General features: G+C 68.8%; 1 protein-coding gene (only partly in view). It reads left to right on the top strand.

All coding sequences use genetic code 11. The features are described 5' to 3' along the window. Positions 1-250: 250 nt before the first annotated feature. Positions 251-23069, top strand: the 5' portion of a protein-coding gene (locus tag CPH63_RS17920; protein WP_157749634.1) for an immunoglobulin domain-containing protein. 12731 nt of this gene lie beyond the right edge of the window; 22819 of the gene's 35550 nt are visible here — the first part of the coding sequence; the start codon lies at positions 251-253; its stop codon lies beyond the right edge, outside the window.

Below are 23069 nucleotides of genomic sequence, written 5' to 3'. Positions count from 1 at the left end.
CATTGTGATGCGTTTCACTCACTGTTACGCTCTGTGACGCGTTGGACCGGCTAGGTCGTGTAGGTCATCCAGTGACCAATCTTGTCGGTGACGAAATAGTGCCGGAGAGTATTTTTCCTCCGGCGCCTGCCTCCTGCAGTGAGACAACTGTCGGATCGTCTGGGGGACGAAGGCAATGAGGGTTGGGGATGCTGGCGGGCCTGCGGGCCGCCTTCGGCGTCCTCTTTGTGCGCTCAATCGCCGCCGTTCGGTGACGTCGTTCATCGCGCTCGTCGTGTCCCTCGCGCTCGCCTTCGCACTCGCGCCGATGGCTTCGGCCTTTACCACCTCGCCCGGGCCAGCGGCGCCGGTGAACCGGGTGAGCGTCACCGTCAACCTGCACCTGCCGGCGGCGACTCCGAAGCCGACTTCGAAGCCGCTGCCGCTCGTCGCGAAGCGCGCGGCGGCGGTTGCCCGCCATCCCAAAGCCAGTCCGAAGCGGGCGACTGCGAAGGTCGTCTATCGGTCGACGTCCGGACAGAACGTCAAGAAAGCAAAGCTAAAGGTCGTATCCAAGCCAGCTACAAGGCCGACGCTGCGGGTCGTCTCGCGACCCGTGAAGCCGGCCAAGACGACGCCCTCGATCGGCGGGAATCCGTCCTGCGTCAGCCACTCGAACGACGCGAAACCGCAGACTACGACGACGACCACCGATGGCACGACAACGACCAGTTCGTCGAGCTCGAGCAGCTCCAGCAGCACGTTGACCTGCGGGCCGACATCGCACGCCAGCCCGACTCCGACGCCGGCCGCGACACCTGCCGCCACGCCGTCGGCCACCCCGACGCCGGTTGCGACGCCGGACCCGACTCCGGTGGCCACGCCGGATCCGACTCCCGCTCCCACACCGCAACCCACACCCGCGGCCACTCCGGCGCCGACCGAAGAGCCGACGCCCGACCCCACCCCGGCGGCCACTCCCGCACCGGTTGTGTCTCCGGCGCCGGTCGTGAGCCCGGACCCGACGCCGGCCCCGGGCGACCCCACATCAACGCCGACGCCCGCGCCGGCCACTCCGGCGCCGGCTACTCCGGCCCCGGGTTCCAACCCCGATCCGACTCCCGCTCCAACTCCGGCGCCGACGTCGGGCAGCGACGCCCCGGCCACCCCGTGGAACTACCAGGCGACTGGCTCCGGGGTGCACAACATCTCGGTACGGGTGAGCGGCGCGAATCTGATCGTCATCGATAACGGCAGCGTGAGCAGCCGGCCGCTCGCCAGTGTCTCGGGGCTCTCCATCGCGGGCACCTCGGCCACCGCGAAGAATCTCAACATCGACCTCTCCGGCGGCGCGATCACGGTGCCCATCACCTTCATCGGCGGTGCCGGCAGCAATGCGCTCTCCGTCGGCGCCGGGCAGCTCGACTGGAGCGTTGACGCGTCCCACGGCGGTTCGGTCGCCGGCGCCGGCCTCGGCTCGCTGACCTACAGCGGGGTATCCGCGGTGCGGGCCGGCGGGGGCAACAACACGCTGCGCGGACCAGCCCCGGACACCACTTGGAACGTCGACGGCTCGAACGCGGGCTCAGTCGCCGGGCAGCGCTTCGACGGGTTCGGCAGCCTCATCGGCGCGTCGGGGAACCGGGACACATTCGTCGTCTCGCACGGCGGCCGCCTCAGCGGTTCGGTCGACGGCGGCGCCGGCGGTTTCGACACGCTCGTCCTCGACGGTGTCGGCGGCGACGTCACCTCTGTCCCCTCGGGGTCGCAGTCGGGGTCGGTCGTCTTCGAGGGCAGCCCGATCATCTACGCCGGCCTCGAACCGATCACGATCACCGGGACGGCGAACCTGGTCGTCACCGGGACCGCTGCCGGTGACACGCTGCAGGTCGGGCCCGATCCGAACGTGGCCGGAAATCTGAAAGTGTCCAGTACCACCGGCTCGATGGAGAGTGTGTCGTTCGCGATTCCCACCGTCTCGCTGACCATCTCGGATCTGGCCGGCGGCGTGACGATCGTCGTCATCGGCAATCTGATCCTGCATGGCGTCAATCTGGAGATCGACGCGACGACGATCACGGTGAACGCCGGCGTCACCATCGACACGACCAACCCGGGGCACGACGGCACGGTGACCCTCAAGGCATCAGACTCGCAGACGGGCAGCGACCCGGCGGCGGCCACGGTATCGATCCTGGGTGCCACGATTCGGGCCGGGAACGTCGACCTGGAAGCCGACGCGTCGGACGTGCCCTCCTCGGTCACCGCCGTGCCGGGTGTCCTCTCCACCACCGGCTCCTCGACCGCGACGGTCGCGCTCACCGGCGCGTCGGCGATCATCTCCAGCGGTGACGTCACGGTACGGGCCGCCTCGTCGGTCAAGGCGACGGTGAGCATCAACGGCGTTGGGGCCAGCACCGCCGTCGACGCCGCCCTCGCCCGCGCCGACGTGACCAGCCGGGCCAGCGCCCACGTATCGGGCACAACTTCGATCCAGGCGGCCGGGGTCCTCCAGGTTCTCGCGGTAAACACCGTGGCGGTGAACACCACCGCCGACGCCTCGACCGCGACTGCCGGTGCCGGCATCGCGCTGGCCACCGTCGTCGCCAACACCGCCGCGTTCATCGACACGACGAGCGCGACCGGCGTTCGCGCCGGCAGCATCCTGGTCGCGGCCGACTCGAACAACGCGATCGTCACAACCGCGAAGGCCAGCCCGGGTGGATCGACGGCCAACGGGCAGAGCCCGAACGCCAACACCGCGACCGCCACCAAGCCCGGTGGATACGCCAACACGCCATCCGGCGCGGTGGGGATCGCCGGCGCGCTTGCCTTCACCAACCTGACGCCGACGACGACCGCCTTCATCGCCCCTAAGGTCGCCGGCCTCACGGTCACGGCGACGAACCCGACTGGGTCGGGCGGCAGCGCCCCGATCGTCGTGCATGCGGCCACCGGGGGGACCTCGACCTCTGACGCCGATGGCGCCGCAGTGAGCGGCAGTTCGGCCGGCGTCGGAAACGCGGTGGCGGTGAACCTGGCCACGGTCATCGACCGTGCCTTCGTCGGCAACGTCACGGTCAAGGCCACGACGCTGAAGGTGGAGGCCCTCTCCCAGCCCAAGACCGGTGGCGCTCACAACGCTTTCGCCGCGATGTCGACGTCGGGAGCGGGCGGGGCCACTCGGGTCGGGGTCGCCGGATCGCTCGCCGTCAACGTCGCGACCCTCACCACCGACGCCTCGATCGCCGCGGCCAACCCGGTCACGATCTCCGGCGGCGACGTGCAGCTCTCGGCCAGTTCGGCGAACGACAACGACGTGCAGGCGCTACCCGGAACGACCGGTGCGACCGTCGTCGGCATCGGAGCCGCGGTGGCACTGAACCTGGTCAATGACAAGACCAACTCGGGTATCGCCAACGGTGCGGTGATGACCGGTACCCGCAACCTGACGCTGCAGGCGACCACGGTCGATCCGACCACTACGACGGCCAAGGGGGGCGCCGTCGCCGGTCGCATCGCCATCGCCCCGGTCGTCGCGATCACCACCTCGAACGTGACGACGACGGCCAATGTCGGTACCGGATCGACACTGACGATCAGCGGCACGCTTTCGGCGACCGCGACTCAGACCGTCCCGGTCGTGACCACCGCGACCGGAGCGGTCGACGCCAGTGGAGCGGCGGTCGGACCGGTGCTCGCGCTCACCTTCGCCAACCATTTCGTCCAGGCGACCACACTGCGCAACGTGGTTGCCGGCTCGGCGGTGACCTTCCTGGCCGCCGCCGCGACCTCCACGCGGAGCCAGGCGACGGCCAGCGCCACCGGTGGGCCCGGTGACGACGGCAACCAACCGGCCCCGGCGGCCCAGGTGGCCAGCGCTCGAACCTTCGCCGACTCCGCGGCGCCGACCACCGGGGGCGCGTTGGCTGGCGGTGGCGGCGGTACCGGCGGGTTGCCGAGTCCGCCTGCCCCGCAGACTCCTGATGGGGTGGTGACGGTGGCGGCCGCGGTCACGGTGAACATCCACAACTCCAGCGCGGATGCTTCGGTCAGTGGGGTCTCCGTCGTGACCGGCGGGCTGCTCACCCTGCACGCCACCCTCAACACCTCGGCCCTCTCCAACGCCTCCGGCGCAGTTGCGGCTCGCGGCCCCCCGAGCGGGGCCGGGACCATCGCAGCGGCGGTGGCCATCAACGTCGCCAACGCCTCCGTCCATGCCGACGTGGCAGCCGGTGCGACGATCGCGGCCCGGGGCCTGAGCCTCATCGCCGCAGTCGGCCCGACTGACGCAACTGGCGCCCCCAGCTCCTCCGACAGCTACACAACGACAGCGACCTCCGGTGCCGGTGGCGGCGGCAAGATCAGTGTCGCCGGGTCGGTCGCGATCCAGACCGTCTCCCTTACGACTTCGGCATCCCTCGTCTCGACGAAGACCGCGGCACCGAGCGTGACCCTCGCCGGTGGCACCGCGGACGCCTCCTTCAGTGCAACTTCGGCGGCGACCACCATGACTTCGGCGCTCTCGGCCGACAGCGGCCCCGGCACCGCCGAGACCGGCATCGGCGCCTCCTTCGCACTCGGCATCATCAACGACACAACAGCCGCTTCAATCGGCGACGGCGCTGTGCTGATCGGCTCCCGGGGCGTCACCCTGACGGCCACCGCGGCCGACGCCATGACTACCCAGGCCACGAATGGCGCAAGTTCCGCGGATGTGGCCCTCGCACCCGTAGTCGCGATCAGCACCTCCAACGTCACGACGAGCACGAGTGTCGGAGGGCCGGCCGCGAGCACGCTGACCCTCGGCGGGGCATTCGCCGCCAAGGCAACGCAGACGGCGAGCGTGACGACGACCGCGACCGGTGCGGCCCAGGCCGGCAGCGCGTCGGCCGGAGTCTCCACGGCATTGACCTTCGCTCATCACTCCGTCCTCGCCTCCGCCGCCCGGTCGATCAAATCGGGTGGCGCGTTGGCGCTCATCGCGATCGGCTCCTCGACTGACATCTCGTCGGCCACCGCCTCGGCCGGAGGCGCCCCCGGTGACGGCTCAGCGGGCGCGCCGGCCGGAGGGGTGGACGGTCAGGTGGCCGGCGACCGAAGCGTGGCCGACGCCTTCGCACCAACCGGAGGTGGGACAGGATCGACGGCGACGCCCTCAGCTTCAACCTCGAAGGGGAAGGTCTCGGTCGCCGCCGCTATCGGGATCACGCTGGCCACGACAAGTTCCTCGGCGACACTCGTCGGTACCGGTCTCTCGCTCAGTGCGGCCGGGGTGATCACGCTGGCATCCAGCGCCGGAACGACCGCCGGCGCCGTGGCCGACGGGTCGGCGACCGGCGCTGCGTCGCTCGGTATCGGCGCCGGCGTCGCGATCAACCTGGCCAATGTCACCAACACCGCCGTGTTGCCGGCTGGTGACTCGGTCAGCTCGGCCGCCGGGCTCATCGTCTCGGCGACCCTCACTCCGGGTGTCAGCCCACAGCCGGTGGCCGGCGGTCACATGTTCGGTGCGCTGGCCTCCTCTGGGGCCGGTGGCGGGGGAGTGTCGGTCGCGGGGTCGCTGGCGCTGAACATCGTCAACCTGACGACCGCAGCACGGGTCGACGGAGCGGCGACGGTGACGGCGGCAGGCAGCATCTCCATCACCGCCGGCTCGACCGCGATGGCCACGGCCCGGGCACTACCGACCGGCGGCGGGACGACGACCACCGGCAGCCTCGGCTTCGGTGCCTCAGTTGCGCTCAACCTGATCACCGACACCACGGTCGCGGCGCTCGGTAACGCGGCGACCCTGACCGGAGCCGGCGCCGTGACGCTCTCCGCGGTGAGTGCGGATCTCGCCACCACGGTCGCCATGATGGGCGCGGCTGGCGGCAAGGTTGCCATCACTCCTGCGGTCGCGGTGACGATCGGCAACATCAGTACTTCGGCGACGGTTGGTACTGGTGCGTTGCTGTTGGTGTCGGGTGCGTTCGCGGCGAATGCGGTGCAGGCGGCGTCGTCGTCGACGACGGCGGGTGCGACGGCGACTGGTGCCTCGACTGCGGCGGTTGGTGTTGGTGTTGCGCTGAATATTGCGAATGATGCGGTTTCTGCGACTACCGCTCGCAGCATCACCGCTGGTGGCGCGCTGACTCTGAGCGCTTTCGGTTCGTCGGGGTCGGCAGCCTCGGCTAGCGCGTCGGCGGGTGGTGCTCCGGAGAACAGTGGTGCTGGTGGTGGGTCTGGTTCCGGTGTTGATGATCAGGTCGCGGCGGAGCGGTCGAACGCTGATTCCACGGCGACCGCGAACGGCGGTAAGGGATCGGGTACTTCGGCTACGCCGTCGGCGTCGACGTCGGGTGGGAAGGTGTCGGTCGCCGCGGCGGTCGGGATCAACCTGGCGACCACGACCTCGCTGGCCACGATTCTCGGCGCCAACGTGATCCTTACCTCTGGTGGGCTGGTGACGTTGGCGTCGTCGGCGAATACGGATGCGTCGGCGAAGGCGGATGGTTCGGCTACCAGTGGGACGACGGCGACGATCGGTGCTGGGGTGGCGATCAACCTGGCGAATGTACTCAACTCCGCTGTGGCTCCGGCCGGGGACACTGTGAAGGCGAAGAGCGTGACCGTTTCCGCGACGGAAACAACTGTCGGCGCTGACACCCAGTCGACTTATGGCGCGGCGTCGGTCGCGGGTGCTGGTGGCGGGAAGATCTCGGTCGCCGGATCGTTGGCGTTGAACATCGTCAATCAGACCACGTCGGCTCTGGTCGGTTCGACGGTGACGTTGACCGGTGGCGATGTGATCGTGACGGCGGCCAGCAGTGCGTTGTCGACGGTGACGGCGTTCCCGACCGCCGGCGGTGTCACGTCGACGACCGTCGGCGTCGGGGCTTCGGTTGGGTTGAACTTGATCACCGATACGACCACGGCCAGCATCGCCGACGGAGTTGCGTTGACTGGTGCTCGCAACGTCACGTTGTCGGCGACCGCGACGGATGTGGCGTCGACTGAGGCGAAGATGGGCGCGGCCGGCGGGAAGGTCGCCCTCACGCCGGCCGTCGCGGTGACGATCGGCAACGTGACGACGAGCGCCACCGTGGGCACGGGAACTCTGCTCACGCTGACCGGTGCGTTCGCGGCGAATGCGGTGCAGACCGCGTCCTCCTCAACGGCCGCTGGTGCGACCGCGACTGGTGCCTCGACCGCCGCGGTGGGTGTTGGTGTTGCGCTCAATATTGCGAACGATTCGGTTTCTGCGACTACCGCTCGCAGCATCACTGCCGGTGGCGCATTGACTCTGAGCGCGTTCGGTTCGTCGAGCTCGTCAGCTTCGGCGAGTGCCTCGGCGGGTGGTGCTCCAGAGAACAGCGGTGCTGGTGGTGGGTCTGGCTCTGGTGTTGATGATCAGGTCGCGGCCGAGCGAAGCAACGCTGATTCCACGGCGACCGCGAACGGCGGCAAGGGATCTGGCACCGGGACGACGCCGAGTGCGTCCACGTCGGGTGGGAAGGTGTCGGTCGCCGCGGCGGTCGGGATCAACCTGGCGACGACCTCTTCGCTGGCCACGATTCTCGGTGCCAACCTGATCCTTACCTCTGGTGGTCTGGTGACGTTGGCGTCTTCGGGTAACACCGATGCGTCGGCGAAGGCGGACGGTTCGGCTACCAGTGGGACGACGGCGACGATCGGTGCCGGGGTGGCGATCAACCTGGCGAATGTACTTAACTCTGCGGTGGCTCCGGCCGGGGACACTGTGAAGGCGAAGAGCCTGACCGTTTCCGCGACGGAAACAACTGTCGGCGCTGACTCCCAGTCGACTTATGGTGCGGGTTCGGTGGCCGGTGCTGGTGGCGGGAAGATCTCGGTCGCCGGCTCGTTGGCGTTGAACATCGTGAACCAGACGACGTCGGCTCTGGTCGGTTCGACAGCGGCGCTGACCGGTGGCGATGCGGTCGTGACCGCGGCCAGCAGTGCTTCGTCGACTGTGACTGCGTTCCCGACCGCCGGTGGTGTCACGTCGACCAGTGTCGGTATCGGTGCATCGGTTGGTTTGAACCTGATCACCGACTCGACCACTGCATCCATTCCCAACGGTGTGGCGCTGACCGGCGCTCGCAATGTCACGTTGAGTGCGATTGCGACGGATGCGGCGTCGACTGAGGCGAAGATGGGCGCGGCTGGTGGCAGTGTCGCGTTGACGCCGGCGGTCGCGGTGACGATCGGGAACGTGACGACTAAGGCGACGGTCGGCACTGGTGCGTTGCTGTTGGTGACGGGTGCGTTCGCGGCGAATGCGGTGCAGACCGCGTCGTCGTCGACGACGGCGGGTGCGACGGCGACTGGCGCCTCGACCGCGGCGGTGGGTGTTGGTGTTGCGCTGAATATTGCGAATGACTCGGTTTCTGCGACTACCGCTCGCAGCATCACCGCTGGTGGCGCGCTAACTCTGAGCGCTTTCGGTTCGTCGAGCTCGTCAGCGTCGGCGAGTGCGTCGGCGGGTGGTGCTCCGGAGAACAGCGGTGCTGGTGGTGGTTCGGGATCCGGCGTTGACAATCAGGTCGCGGCGGAACGGTCCAACGCCGATTCCACGGCGACGGCGAATGGTGGCAAGGGATCTGGCACCGGGACGACGCCGAGTGCGTCGACGTCGGGGGGCAAGGTCAGTGTTGCCGCCGCGGTCGGCATCAACCTGGCGACCACGACCTCGCTGGCCACCCTGCTCGGTGCCAACCTCGTAATGACTTCCGGTGGGCTGGTCACGCTCGCTAGCTCGGCGAACACGGATGCGTCGGCGAAGGCCGATGGTTCGGCCACCTCCGGGACTACCGCGACGATCGGTGCCGGGGTGGCGATCAACCTGGCCAACGTCATCAACTCCGCGGCGGCTCCGGCCGGGGACACTGTGAAGGCGAAGAGTCTGACGGTCTCGGCGGCGGAGACAACTGTCGGCGCTGACTCCCAGTCGACGTATGGTGCGGGTTCGGTGGCGGGTGCCGGTGGCGGGAAGATCTCGGTCGCCGGGTCGCTGGCGCTGAACATCGTGAACCAGACGACGTCGGCTCTGGTCGGTTCGACAGTGGCGCTGACCGGTGGCGATGCGGTCGTGACCGCGGCCAGCAGTGCTTCGTCGACGGTGACGGCGTTCCCGACCGCCGGTGGGGTCACGTCGACCAGTGTCGGTATCGGTGCATCGGTTGGTTTGAACTTGATCACCGACTCGACCACTGCATCCATTCCCAATGGTGTGGCGCTGACCGGCGCTCGCAATGTCACGTTGAGTGCGATTGCGACGGATGTGGCGTCGACTGAGGCGAAGATGGGTGCGGCTGGTGGCAGTGTCGCGTTGACGCCCGCAGTCGCGGTCGCCATCGGCAACGTGACCACAAGCGCGACAGTCGGGACCGGAACTCTGCTCACGCTGACCGGTGCGTTCGCGGCGAATGCGGTGCAGGCGGCGTCGTCGTCGACGACGGCGGGTGCGACGGCGACTGGTGCCTCGACTGCGGCGGTTGGTGTTGGTGTTGCGCTGAATATTGCGAATGATGCGGTTTCTGCGACTACCGCTCGCAGCATCACCGCTGGTGGCGCGCTGACTCTGAGCGCTTTCGGTTCGTCGGGGTCGGCAGCCTCGGCTAGCGCGTCGGCGGGTGGTGCTCCGGAGAACAGTGGTGCTGGTGGTGGGTCTGGTTCCGGTGTTGATGATCAGGTCGCGGCGGAGCGGTCGAACGCTGATTCCACGGCGACCGCGAACGGCGGTAAGGGATCGGGTACTTCGGCTACGCCGTCGGCGTCGACGTCGGGTGGGAAGGTGTCGGTCGCCGCGGCGGTCGGGATCAACCTGGCGACCACGACCTCGCTGGCCACGATTCTCGGCGCCAACGTGATCCTTACCTCTGGTGGGCTGGTGACGTTGGCGTCGTCGGCGAATACGGATGCGTCGGCGAAGGCGGATGGTTCGGCTACCAGTGGGACGACGGCGACGATCGGTGCTGGGGTGGCGATCAACCTGGCGAATGTACTCAACTCCGCTGTGGCTCCGGCCGGGGACACTGTGAAGGCGAAGAGCGTGACCGTTTCCGCGACGGAAACAACTGTCGGCGCTGACACCCAGTCGACTTATGGCGCGGCGTCGGTCGCGGGTGCTGGTGGCGGGAAGATCTCGGTCGCCGGATCGTTGGCGTTGAACATCGTCAATCAGACCACGTCGGCTCTGGTCGGTTCGACGGTGACGTTGACCGGTGGCGATGTGATCGTGACGGCGGCCAGCAGTGCGTTGTCGACGGTGACGGCGTTCCCGACCGCCGGCGGTGTCACGTCGACGACCGTCGGCGTCGGGGCTTCGGTTGGGTTGAACTTGATCACCGATACGACCACGGCCAGCATCGCCGACGGAGTTGCGTTGACTGGTGCTCGCAACGTCACGTTGTCGGCGACCGCGACGGATGTGGCGTCGACTGAGGCGAAGATGGGCGCGGCCGGCGGGAAGGTCGCCCTCACGCCGGCCGTCGCGGTGACGATCGGCAACGTGACGACGAGCGCCACCGTGGGCACGGGAACTCTGCTCACGCTGACCGGTGCGTTCGCGGCGAATGCGGTGCAGACCGCGTCCTCCTCAACGGCCGCTGGTGCGACCGCGACTGGCGCCTCGACCGCCGCGGTGGGTGTTGGTGTTGCGCTCAATATTGCGAACGATTCGGTTTCTGCGACTACCGCTCGCAGCATCACTGCCGGTGGCGCATTGACTCTGAGCGCGTTCGGTTCGTCGAGCTCGTCAGCGTCGGCGAGTGCCTCGGCGGGTGGTGCTCCAGAGAACAGCGGTGCTGGTGGTGGGTCTGGCTCTGGTGTTGATGATCAGGTCGCGGCCGAGCGAAGCAACGCTGATTCCACGGCGACCGCGAACGGCGGCAAGGGATCTGGCACCGGGACGACGCCGAGTGCGTCCACGTCGGGTGGGAAGGTGTCGGTCGCCGCGGCGGTCGGGATCAACCTGGCGACGACCTCTTCGCTGGCCACGATTCTCGGTGCCAACGTGATCCTTACCTCTGGTGGTCTGGTGACGTTGGCGTCGTCGGGTAACACCGATGCGTCGGCGAAGGCGGACGGTTCGGCTACCAGTGGGACGACGGCGACGATCGGTGCCGGGGTGGCGATCAACCTGGCGAATGTACTTAACTCTGCGGTGGCTCCGGCCGGGGACACTGTGAAGGCGAAGAGCCTGACCGTTTCCGCGACGGAAACAACTGTCGGCGCTGACTCCCAGTCGACGTATGGTGCGGGTTCGGTGGCCGGTGCGGGTGGCGGGAAGATCTCGGTCGCCGGATCGTTGGCGTTGAACATCGTCAACCAGACCACGTCGGCTCTGGTCGGTTCGACAGTGACGCTGACCGGTGGCGATGCGGTCGTGACCGCGGCCAGCAATGCTTCGTCGACTGTGACGGCGTTCCCGACCGCCGGTGGTGTCACGTCGACCAGTGTCGGTATCGGTGCATCGGTTGGTTTGAACCTGATCACCGATACGACCACTGCCTCCATTCCCAACGGTGTGGCCTTGACTGGTGCCCGGAACGTGACCCTGTCGGCGACCGCGACTGATTCAGCGACCACTGAGGCGAAGATGGGCGCGGCTGGTGGCAGTGTCGCGTTGACTCCGGCGGTCGCGGTGACGATCGGCAACGTGACCACGAGCGCCACCGTGGGCACGGGAACTCTGCTCACGCTGACCGGTGCGTTCGCGGCGAATGCGGTGCAGACCGCGTCCTCCTCAACGACGGCGGGTGCGACGGCGACTGGCGCCTCGACCGCGGCGGTGGGTGTTGGTGTTGCCCTCAATATTGCGAACGATTCGGTCGCAGCGACTACCGCTCGCAGCATCACCGCTGGTGGCGCGCTAACTCTGAGCGCTTTCGGTTCGTCGAGCTCGTCAGCGTCGGCGAGTGCGTCGGCGGGTGGTGCTCCGGAGAACAGCGGTGCTGGTGGTGGTTCGGGATCCGGCGTTGACAATCAGGTCGCGGCGGAACGGTCCAACGCCGATTCCACGGCGACCGCGAACGGCGGCAAGGGATCTGGCACCGGGACGACGCCGAGCGCGTCGACGTCGGGGGGCAAGGTCAGTGTTGCCGCCGCGGTCGGCATCAACCTGGCGACCACGACCTCGCTGGCCACCCTGCTCGGTGCCAACCTCGTAATGACATCCGGTGGGCTGGTCACGCTCGCTAGCTCGGCGAACACGGATGCGTCGGCGAAGGCCGATGGTTCCGCGACCTCCGGCACTACCGCGACGATCGGGGCGGGGGTGGCGATCAACCTCGCCAACGTCACCAACACCGCATCGCTGCCGGTCGGAAACAATAAGGTATTTGCCCACGATCTGACGGTGAGTGCGACTGAGACGACGGTCGGAACCGACACCCAATCCACCTATGGCGCGGCCTCGGTGGCGGGTGCCGGTGGCGGGAAGATCTCGGTCGCCGGGTCGCTGGCGCTGAACATCGTCAACCAGACCACGACCGCGCTGGTCGCCGGGCCGGTCACGCTCACCGGTGGCGACGCCACGCTCACCGCCGCGAGCAGCGCCGCCTCAACGGTGACTGCTTTCCCGACCGCCGGTGGGGTCACCTCGACCAGTGTCGGTATCGGTGCATCGGTTGGGTTGAACCTGATCACCGACGTGACCACGGCCAGCCTCCCTGACAACGTGACGCTCACCGGAGCGCGGAACGTCACGCTCGGAGCCACGGCGATCGACCTCGCCAGCACAGCAGCGAAGATGGGTGCCGCCGGCGGCAAGGTCGCCCTCACCCCGGCGGTCGCGATCACGATCTCGAACGTCACGACAACCGCATCGGTTGGTTTGCTGACGGGCAATGGCGTCCTGCTCCTCACCGGCGCGTTTGCGGCGAACGCGACTCAGACGGCCGGCGCCCTGACCAGTGCCGGGGCGACAGCGACCAGTGCGTCGACCGCGGCAGTTGGGGTGGGTCTGGCTCTGACGGTCGCGAATCATTCGGTGTCGGCGACGACTGCTCGCAGCATCAATGCCGGTGGCAACTTGACGCTCGGTGCATTCGGTTCCTCGGCGAGTAATGCGATCGCCAGCGCCTCGGCGGGCGGTGCGCCGGAGAACAGCGGAAGCGGTGGCAGCGGCGGCTCCGGTGTCGACAACCAGGTCGCGAGCGAACGCTCCAATGCCGACTCCACGGCAACGGCCAATGGTGGCAAGGGATCGGGTACAGCAACCACACCGAGCGCCTCGACCTCCGGCGGGAAGGTCTCCGTCGCCGCGGCGATCGGAGTCAACCTGGCGACGACCAGTTCGCTGGCCACTCTGATCGGTACCAACCTCGTGCTGACCTCTGGTGGCCTGGTCACATTCGCCAGCTCGGCGAACACAGACGCCGCGGCCGGCGCGGACGGTTCAGCCACCAGTGGGACAACGGCGACGATCGGGGCCGGGGTGGCGATCAACCTGGCCAACGTCACCAACATCGCGTCACTGCCCGCCGGGAACAACGCTGTGAAGGCTCACGACCTGACGGTGCGCGCGACCGAGACCACGATCGGAACCGACACCCAATCGACGTATGGCGCGGCCTCGGTGGCGGGTGCCGGCGGCGGGAAGATCTCCGTCGCCGGGTCGCTGGCGCTGAACATCGTCAACCAGACCACGACCGCCCTGGTTGCCTCACCGGTGACGCTGCTCGGCGGCGACGCCACCCTCACCGCCGCGAGCAGCGCCGCCTCGACGGTGACCGCCTTCCCGACCGTCGGGGGCGTGACCGCCACGAGTGTCGGCATCGGGGCCAGCGTCGCCCTGAGCCTGATCACCGACACCACGTCGGCGACCCTCGTCGACAACATCCCAATCACCGGCGCTCGCAACATCACCCTCAGCGCTTCAGCGACTGACCTCGCGACGAATGCAGCAAAGATGGGTGCGGCCGGTGGGAAGGTCGCACTCACCCCGGCGGTCGCGGTCACGATCTCCAACGTCACGACGAAGGCGACGGTGGGGACCGGTGCGCTGCTGACCCTGACGGGTGCGTTTGCGGCGAACGCCAGCCAGACGGCCGGCGCCCTGACCAGTGCCGGGGCGACGGCGACCGGTGCGTCGACGGCGGCGGTCGGTGTTGGCCTGGCGCTCACGATCGCGAACCATGCGGTGTCAGCGACCACGGCGAGGTCGATCACGGCCGGTGGGAACTTGACGCTGAGCGCGTTCGGTTCCTCGGCGAGCAATGCGATCGCCAGTGCATCGGCCGCAGGGGCGCCGGAGAACAGTGGCAGCGGCGGCAGTGGCGGATCGGGCGTGGACGACCAGGTCGCCGGCGAGCGCTCCAACGCCGACTCCACGGCGACGGCCAACGGCGGCAAGGGATCGGGGACGGCAACCGCGCCAAGTGCCTCGACCTCCGGCGGGAAGGTCAGTGTTGCCGCGGCGATCGGAGTCAACCTGGCGACGACCAGTTCGCTGGCCACTCTCGTTGGAACCGGGCTGACGCTTACGGCAGGCGCCCTGGTGACGTTCGCGTCATCGGCGAACACCGACGCCGCGGCCGGCGCGGACGGCTCGGCCACCAGTGGGACGACGGCGACGATCGGTGCCGGGGTGGCAATCAACCTCGCCAACGTCACCAACACTGCATCGCTGCCGGTCGGGAACAATAAGGTATTTGCCCACGATCTGACAGTCAGCGCGACTGAGACCACGGTCGGAACCGACACTCAGTCCACGTATGGCGCGGCGTCGGTGGCGGGTGCCGGTGGCGGGAAGATCTCGGTCGCCGGGTCGCTGGCGTTGAACATCGTCAACCAGACCACGACCGCGCTGGTCGCCGGGCCGGTCACGCTCACCGGTGGCGACGCCACACTCACCGCGGCAAGCAGCGCCGCCTCGACCGTGTCGGCGTTCCCGACCGTCGGTGGGGTTACCGCGACCAGCGTCGGGATCGGGGCCAGCGTGGCGCTCGACCTGATCACTGACGTCACCTCGGCCAGCCTGCCCGACAACGTGACGCTCACCGGAGCGCGGAACGTCACGCTCGGGGCCACCGCCATCGACCTGGCCAGCACGGCAGCCAAGATGGGTGCCGCGGGCGGCAAGGTCGACATCACCCCGGCGGTAGCGATCACGATCTCCAACGTCACGACAACCGCATCGCTTGGTTTGCTGACGGGCAATGGCGTCCTGATCCTCACCGGCGCGTTTGCGGCGAACGCGACGCAGACGGCCAGCGCCCTGACCAGTGCCGGGGCGACGGCGACCGGTGCGTCGACCGCGGCAGTCGGGGTGGGTCTGGCTCTGACGGTCGCGAATCATTCGGTGTCGGCGACCACGGCGAGGTCGATCAAGGCCGGTGGAAACCTGACGCTCGGTGCATTCGGTTCCTCGGCGAGTAATGCGATCGCCAGCGCCTCGGCGGCGGGTGCGCCGGAGAACAGCGGCAGCGGCGGCAGCGGGGGCTCCGGTGTCGACAACCAGGTCGCGAGCGAACGCTCCAACGCCGACTCCACGGCAACGGCCAACGGCGGCAAGGGGTCGGGCCCGGCAACTGCACCGAGCGCGTCGACATCCGGCGGGAAGGTCAGTGTTGCCGCGGCGATCGGAGTCAACCTGGCGACGACCAGTTCGCTGGCCACTCTGATCGGTACCAACCTCGTTCTGAACTCTGGTGGCATTCTCACTCTGGCATCGTCGGCCAACACCGACGCCGCCGCCGGCGCGGACGGTTCAGCCACCAAGGGCACCACCGTCACCATCGGCGCCGGCGTCGCGATCAACCTCGCGAACGTGACGAACACTGCTCTGCTCCCGGCCGGCAACTCGGCGACTGCCCATGATCTGACGGTGAGCGCGACCGAGACCACGGTCGGAACCGACACCCAGTCCACGTATGGCGCGGCGTCGGTGGCGGGTGCCGGTGGCGGGAAGATCTCGGTCGCCGGGTCGCTGGCGCTGAACATCGTCAACCAGACGACCACCGCTCAGGTGGCGTCGCCGGTGACGCTGCTCGGCGGCGACGCGACGATGACCGCGGGAAGCAGCGCCGCCTCGACGGTGACCGCGTTCCCGACCGTCAGTGGGGTTACCGCGACCAGCGTCGGCATCGGGGCCAGCGTCGCCCTCGACCTCATCACCGACACCACGTCGGCGACCCTCGTCGACAACATCCCGATCTCCGGCGCCCGCAACATCACCCTCACCGCCGCTGCTACCGATCTGGCGACTACGGCAGCGAAGATGGGCGCAGCCGGGGGCAAGGTCGACATCACTCCCGCGGTCGCGATCACGATCTCCAACGTCACCACCTCCGCGACGATCGCTACTGGGACGCTACTCACGCTCACCGGTGCCTTCGCCGCCAATGCCAGTCAGACGGCAAGTGCATTGACCAGTGCCGGGGCGACGGCGACCGGTGCGTCGACGGCTGCGGTCGGTGTTGGCCTGGCGTTGACTATTGCGAATCATGCGGTCTCGGCGACCACGGCGAGGTCGATCAAGGCCGGTGGGAACTTGACGTTGAGCGCGTTCGGGAGTTCGGCCAGTAACGCGATCGCGAGTGCGTCGGCGGCGGGTGCGCCGGAGAACAGCGGAAGTGGGGGCAGCGGGGGCTCCGGTGTCGATAACCAGGTCGCGAGTGAGCGGAGCAATGCCGACTCCACTGCAACGGCCAACGGCGGCAAGGGGTCGGGCCCGGCGACCGCTCCGACCGCGTCGACCTCCGGCGGGAAGGTCAGTGTTGCCGCGGCGATCGGAGTCAACCTGGCGACGACGAGTTCGCTGGCCACTCTGGTCGGTACCAACCTCGTGCTGACCTCTGGCGGTCTGGTCACTTTGGCCAGTTCGGCCAACACGGATGCCGCCGCCGGTGCGGACGGCTCAGCCACCAAGGGCACCACCGTCACCATCGGTGCCGGGGTGGCGATCAACCTGGCCAACGTCACCAACACCGCATCCCTGCCAACCGGGAACAACAGCGTCACTGCCCACGACATCACCGTCAGCGCCACCGTGACCAGCGTCATCCGGCCGCAGGGCGCACCGGACACCCAGTCGACCTACGGCGCCGACGCGGTGGCCGGTGCCGGCGGTGGCAAGGTCTCGGTAGCCGGCGCGCTCGGCCTGAACATCGTCAACCAGACGACCACCGCCCTCATCGACGGCACCGTCACCCTGACCGGCGGCGACGCTTCAATCATCTCGGCCAGTAACGCGGTCTCGAGGGCCACCGCCGAGCCGACCGTCGGCGGGGTCACCGCGACCAGCGTCGGCATCGGGGCCAGCGTCGCGCTCAACCTCATCACCGATCTCACCTCGTCCAAGCTCAATGACGGGATCGTGCTCACCGGCGCCCGCAACCTCACGCTCACGGCGACGGCGGCAGATCTGGCCACCACCGAAGCGAAGATGGGCGCTGCCGGAGGCAAGGTCGACATCACGCCGGCGGTCGCGGTCACGCTCTCCACGGTCACCACGACCACCTCCATCGGAACGCTGCCGGGCAATGGCACCATCGCCCTCAGCGGTGCCTTCGCGGCCAACGCCAGCCAGACGGCCGGGGCCGCCACCACCGCCGGCGCGGTGGCCACCGGTGGCAGCACTGCCTCCATCGGGGTCGGTCTCGCTCTCAACCTGCTCAAGCACAGCGTCACTTCGACCACCGGACGCAACATCACTGCCGGTGGGGCGATCGCCTTCTCCGCCTTCGGTTCCTCGGTCGACTCCGCCATCGCCAGCGCGTCGGCCAGCGGTGCCCCGGGCAAGTCCTCCAGCGGTGCACCGTCGGGTGGGGTCGACAGTCAGGTGGCGACCGAGCGGAGCAACGCCACCGACACCGACACGGCCAACGGCGGCGGCGGCACCGGCACCAGCGCGTCCCCATCGGCCTCCACCTCCGACGGCAAGATCGCGGTCGCCGCGGCGGTCGCCCTCAACATCGCCGACGTCAGCGCCACCGCGACCCTGCCCGCGTCGCTCACGCTCATCGCCGGTGGCGTGGTCAGCCTGCGCACGTCGGAGAACGTCGACGGGACGGTCAAGTCCGACGGCACCGCGGTGAAGGCCGAGGACGTCGGTGTCGGTGCGGCCGTCTCGATCAACCTGGTCACCATCACCAACCAGGCCTCGATCGGACGCCTCAGCAAGGTCACCAGCAACGGCTTCGACGCCGAGTCGACGATGACCAACCTCAACGGCGACACGGTGCACACCTTCGATGTCGAGGCCGACGCGGGCGCCGGATCGAAGGACGTCGGGGTCGCCGGCGCCGTCTCACTGAACCTGGTCACCGACCGCACCGAAGCCTTCGTCACCACGACGGCCACGGTTGGCGCCGGCACCGGCGACATCTCGCTGGTCGCGCAGAACCTTCGCTCCGACAGCGCCAAGGCCAAGGCCGACGCCAGCATCGGCGGCGGCGGGAAGGTCGGCGTCGGAGCCTCGGTAGCCATCAACGTCCTCACCACAAACATCACCCGGGCCGAGGTGGAGGACAACGCCAGCCTCACCGGCGGCCGCAACGTCACCCTGCTCGCGACCTCCGCCGAGCCGGTCGTCAACCAGGTCACCGCCGGCTCCGCCGGGAGCTCGGTGGCGGTCAGCCCGGCCGTCGGTATCAACATCACCACCAACGTCACCACGGCCCGGCTCGGCGCCCCCGGCACCGGATTGCTCGCCGCGACCGGCGACATCCAGATCCGGGCCACGCACACCGGCTCCAGCACGATCACCGGCGACGCGAAGGCGGCCAGCGACAGCGTCGCCGTCGGCGCGATCATCGCGGTGAACGTCGTCACCGACACCACCCTGGCTGCGACCGCCCGCAACCTCAGCGGCGCATCGGTCGCGATCACCGCGACGACGCAGGACTCGGGCGCGGCCAACGTGACAGCCAGCGCCCAGGGTTCGCAGAAGGGCAGTGGCAGCAACTCCGACCAGCAGGCCAGCAGCCAGGTCAACAACACCCCGAGCACCAGCGGGCAGACCGGGACGCTCCCGTCCGCCAGCGACAACGTGGCCTCCGGTAACAGCCAGGCCAGTTCGCAGTCGGGCAACAGCGGCTCCGGGGTCGGTGTCGGCGCGGCGGTGAGCGTCAACTGGGTCACCGACTCCAACACGGCCTCGGTCGCTCCCGGCCTCTCCATCCTCAGCACCGGGGCGGTCATCGTCGCCGCCACCAACGAGACCGACGCGACCGGCAAGGCGATGGGGATCGCGCTGAAGCTCGGCAGCACGAACATCGGCGCCGCAGTCGGGCTCAACGTCGCCAGCGTCACCAACAGCGGTTCGATCGGCACCGGCGCCACCATCACCGGCTCCAGCCTGGTCGTCAGCGCGGTGACACCCGACCGGGCCGAGAACGACTTCGTGGTGTGGGGGATCGCCGCGGCTGGAGGCGACGGGGACGCCAGCGTCGCTGGTTCCGTCGGCGTTCAGGTGATCACCTTCCACAGCACCGCCTCGATCGGCAGCGGCTCGCACGTCACCCTCACCGGCGCGCTGACGATGAACTCCACCGCCCCGCTCGGCCTGCAGAACATTGCCGCGTCGGGGGCGCTCTCCCTCGGCGGCGACGCCGGGGTCGGCGCGGCGGTCGCGGTGAACATCATCGACATCAGCACCCGCACCTACATCGACTCCTCGACGACGGCGGTCACCCGGATCGATGCCGGTGGCGCGATGAGCCTCAACGCGGCCCAGTCGATCAGCCCGCTGGTGCCCGACATCCCGAAGATCACCCCGCCGGCGGTGAGCTCGGTAGCCATCGCGGGCGCGGCCGGCACCAGTGGGGTCGCCATCGGCGGCTCGGTGATCGTGGACGTCATCAACCTGGCGACCCAGGCCTACATCGCCGCCGCCGCGCTGGTGAACCAGGCCGGCCCGGCCACGCCCGGGCAGTCGCTCTCCATCACCTCCAGCGACCAGACCTCCCTGGTGAACCTCGCCGGTGCGGTCGCCCTCTCCGGCGGTGACGTCGGGGTCGGGCTCGGCCTGGTCGTCGACGTGATCAACAAGGACGTCCGCTCCTTCATCGGCCAGGGGGCGCACGTCACGGTTGGGGGCGACATCGCCATCGGTGCGACGGCCGGGGAGAAGGTCACCGAGATCTCGGTCGACGCCGCCGCCTCCACCGAAGCCGCGGTGGCCGGTTCCTTCATCGTGCTGGTGATGAACCAGGGCAGCGGTGAAGGGGATGTGCCACCAGGCACGCGGGCCTACATCGAGGGCAACGGTAGCCAGTCGACGATCGTGCATGCCGGTGGCAACGTGGCCTTGGCCGCCTCCGACGACGCCTCCGACCTCGGCCTCTACGCCGGCAACGTCACCATCGGCGGCAGCGCCGGAGTCGGGATCTCCTCCTCCATCCTCATCCGCAGCGGCTACGTCGACGCCTACGTCGGCGCCGGCAGCGACATCGAGGCCAAGGGCAACAGCGGCCTGTCGGTCCGGGCCAGCCAGAACGAGGGCATCAAGATCTTCGCCATCGGCGGCTCGGCGGGTGGTGACGCGGGAGTCGCCGGGTCGGCCACCGTGGACGTCCTGGACGACTCGACCCACGCCCACGTGGACAGCGGCGTAACCGTCAACGGCAACAACAGCGGCGCCTCCTCGACCAACGGCATCGCGCTGGCCGCCACGGACACCACGACGATCCTCGGCATCGCCGGTGCGCTGGCCGCGGGTGGGTCGGCCGGCATCGGAGCCGGCGTCGACGTCGAGACGCTGAGCAAGGACACCCAGGCCTGGATCGCGACGGGCGTCGTTGCCAACGCCAACGGCAACGTCACCGTCGACTCGACCTCGAGCGAGAAGGTCACCTCGGTCTCGGCCAGCGTCAGCCTCGGCGGTTCAGTCGCGGTGAGCGTGAACGCCGCCGTCTCCGTCTTCACCATCGTGACGAAGGCCTTCATCGGCGGCCTCTGCGAGGCCGGGACACCGGCGGCCTGTGCCGGCTTCCGCTCGACGATCAATACGCACGGCAGCGCGCGCGTCTCGGCCAATGAGCAGCTCACGCTGGCCGTCGTTGCCGGCAACCTCTCGGTGTCGGGCTCGGCCGCGGTCGGTGCGGCCGGCGCGGTGCCGATCGTCAACAAGACCACGACCGCCTTCATCGGCGATGACTCCACGGTCAACGCACTGGCCACCAACGACGCCAGCCTCACCGTCGCCACCGGCACCCACGACGAGCAGTACACCGACATCCGCTTTGCCCCGACGACCGCCGTCGAGAGTGATCACCGCACCCTGAACCTGGGCTACCTGCATGGCTTCACCGAGGGGCAGCAGGTCATCTACGACAACGGCGGCGGCCAGAACATCATCGGTCTCACCGGCGGCACCCCCTACTACGTGCACGTCATCTCCCCGACCGAGGTGCAGCTGTCGGCAACCTCCGGCGGCCCGGCCATCACCCTCACTGCGCCGGCCCGAGGCGGCGAGTCGCAGCGACTGGTCGCCACCAACTCGGCGGTGACCCCGCAGAACAGCTCGCCCTACTTCACCCCGTCGCTGGACGTGGTCGGCAACTCGATCAACCTGCCCTACGACATGACGCTGAACACCGGCGACGCGGTCGTCTACGGCTCGGGGAGCGAGGCTCCGATCGGCGGGCTGGTCGACGGTCACACGTACTACGCGATCGTCACCGGCGCCCACACCATCCAGCTCGCCGCCACGAAGTGCCAGGCCACCGGCACCTGCTCGGGCATCGCCCAGCAGGCGATCACACTCAACGCCGCGGCCGCCGGGGCTGGGCGCTCGCACAGCATCGTCCCCTCGGGGAGCACTCCCTCGGGCAACGCCGCGCAGGTCACCGGAATCCACACAGTCCTCAACGGAAGCCGAAGTGGATTCCGCGGCATCGCAGTCACCGCCAGCAACAGCGACGACATCTCCGGGGTCGGGATCAGCGGAGCGATCTCGGCCGGGGCCAGCGTGAGCGTCGGCGGCAGCGTCAATGTCGTCACCAGCAACACCGACGCGTTTATCGGTAAGTTCGCGACCATCAACGCAGCCAACAGTGGCGCGAGCACCAGCCAGTCGGTGCTGGTTGCGGCGGGCAACGACTACCACCAGCTGATGGTCTCCGGAGTGCTGGCCGTCGGCCTGTACGCCGGGGTCGCGCCGAGCGCCTCGGTCGGGCTCATCCACCTCAACACCAACGCCTACATCGGAGCGCAGAGCACCGTCAACGCGGCGCAGGACATCGTCGTCAACGCCAGCGCCAAGGACAGCATCGTCTCAGTGGCCCTGGCCGGCGGCGGCGGTATCGCCGGTATCGCCGGCGCCGTCTCGGTGATCTCGCTGAACACGCACACCTACGCCGACACCGGCTTCGGCGACACGATCACCGCCGGCAACAACCTGCTCGTCGCCGCCCGCGACGACACCAAGGTGATCATGGTGGCCGGTGGGGTCGCCGGTGGCATCGTCGGCATCGGCGCCGGGGTAGGAGTCACCCTGGCGACGAAGGACACTCAGGCCTTCATCAGCGCGGGCAGTACCGTCGACGCGCTGGCCACCCAGCCCGGTGTCACCCTGGCTGCGATCTACGCCGGCCAGCTCAACGGAAACAACTTCGTCACGGCGCCGTTCAACGGCCTCGCCGTCCAGGCCGGCTCCAGCGAGGACATCTTCGGTCTCACCCTCGGCCTGGCCGGTGGCTTCGTCGGCGTCGCCGGCGGCATCGGGATCACGCTGCTGCACGCCACCACGATCGCGTTCATCGACAGCAACGCGCAGGCACCGACGCTGGTCAACACCAAGGCCGGGGCCGGGGCGGCCCAGTCGGTCAACGTCTCCGCCGCCGACTTCACCAAGACGCTGACCATCGCCGGAGCGCTGGCCGGGGGAGCGGTCGGCATCGCCGGCGGCGTCGACGTGGGCGTCGTCGACACCACCACCAAGGCCTACCTCGGCCTCTACGCCACCGTCCACGCCAGGAACAACGTCGGCGTGTACGCCCTCGCGGCCAAGGACATCGCCAGCTACGCGGTGAGTGTCGGCGGCGGGTTCGTCGGGGCGGCGGGTTCGGTCTCGGTCTGGACGATCGGCACCCAGCCCAACCCGAACTACAGCAACGGCCCCGGGCCATCGACCAACG

Source organism: Jatrophihabitans sp. GAS493, from assembly GCF_900230215.1.
GTDB lineage: Bacteria > Actinomycetota > Actinomycetes > Mycobacteriales > Jatrophihabitantaceae > MT45.
This window is presented reverse-complemented; position numbering and strand designations above follow the sequence as displayed.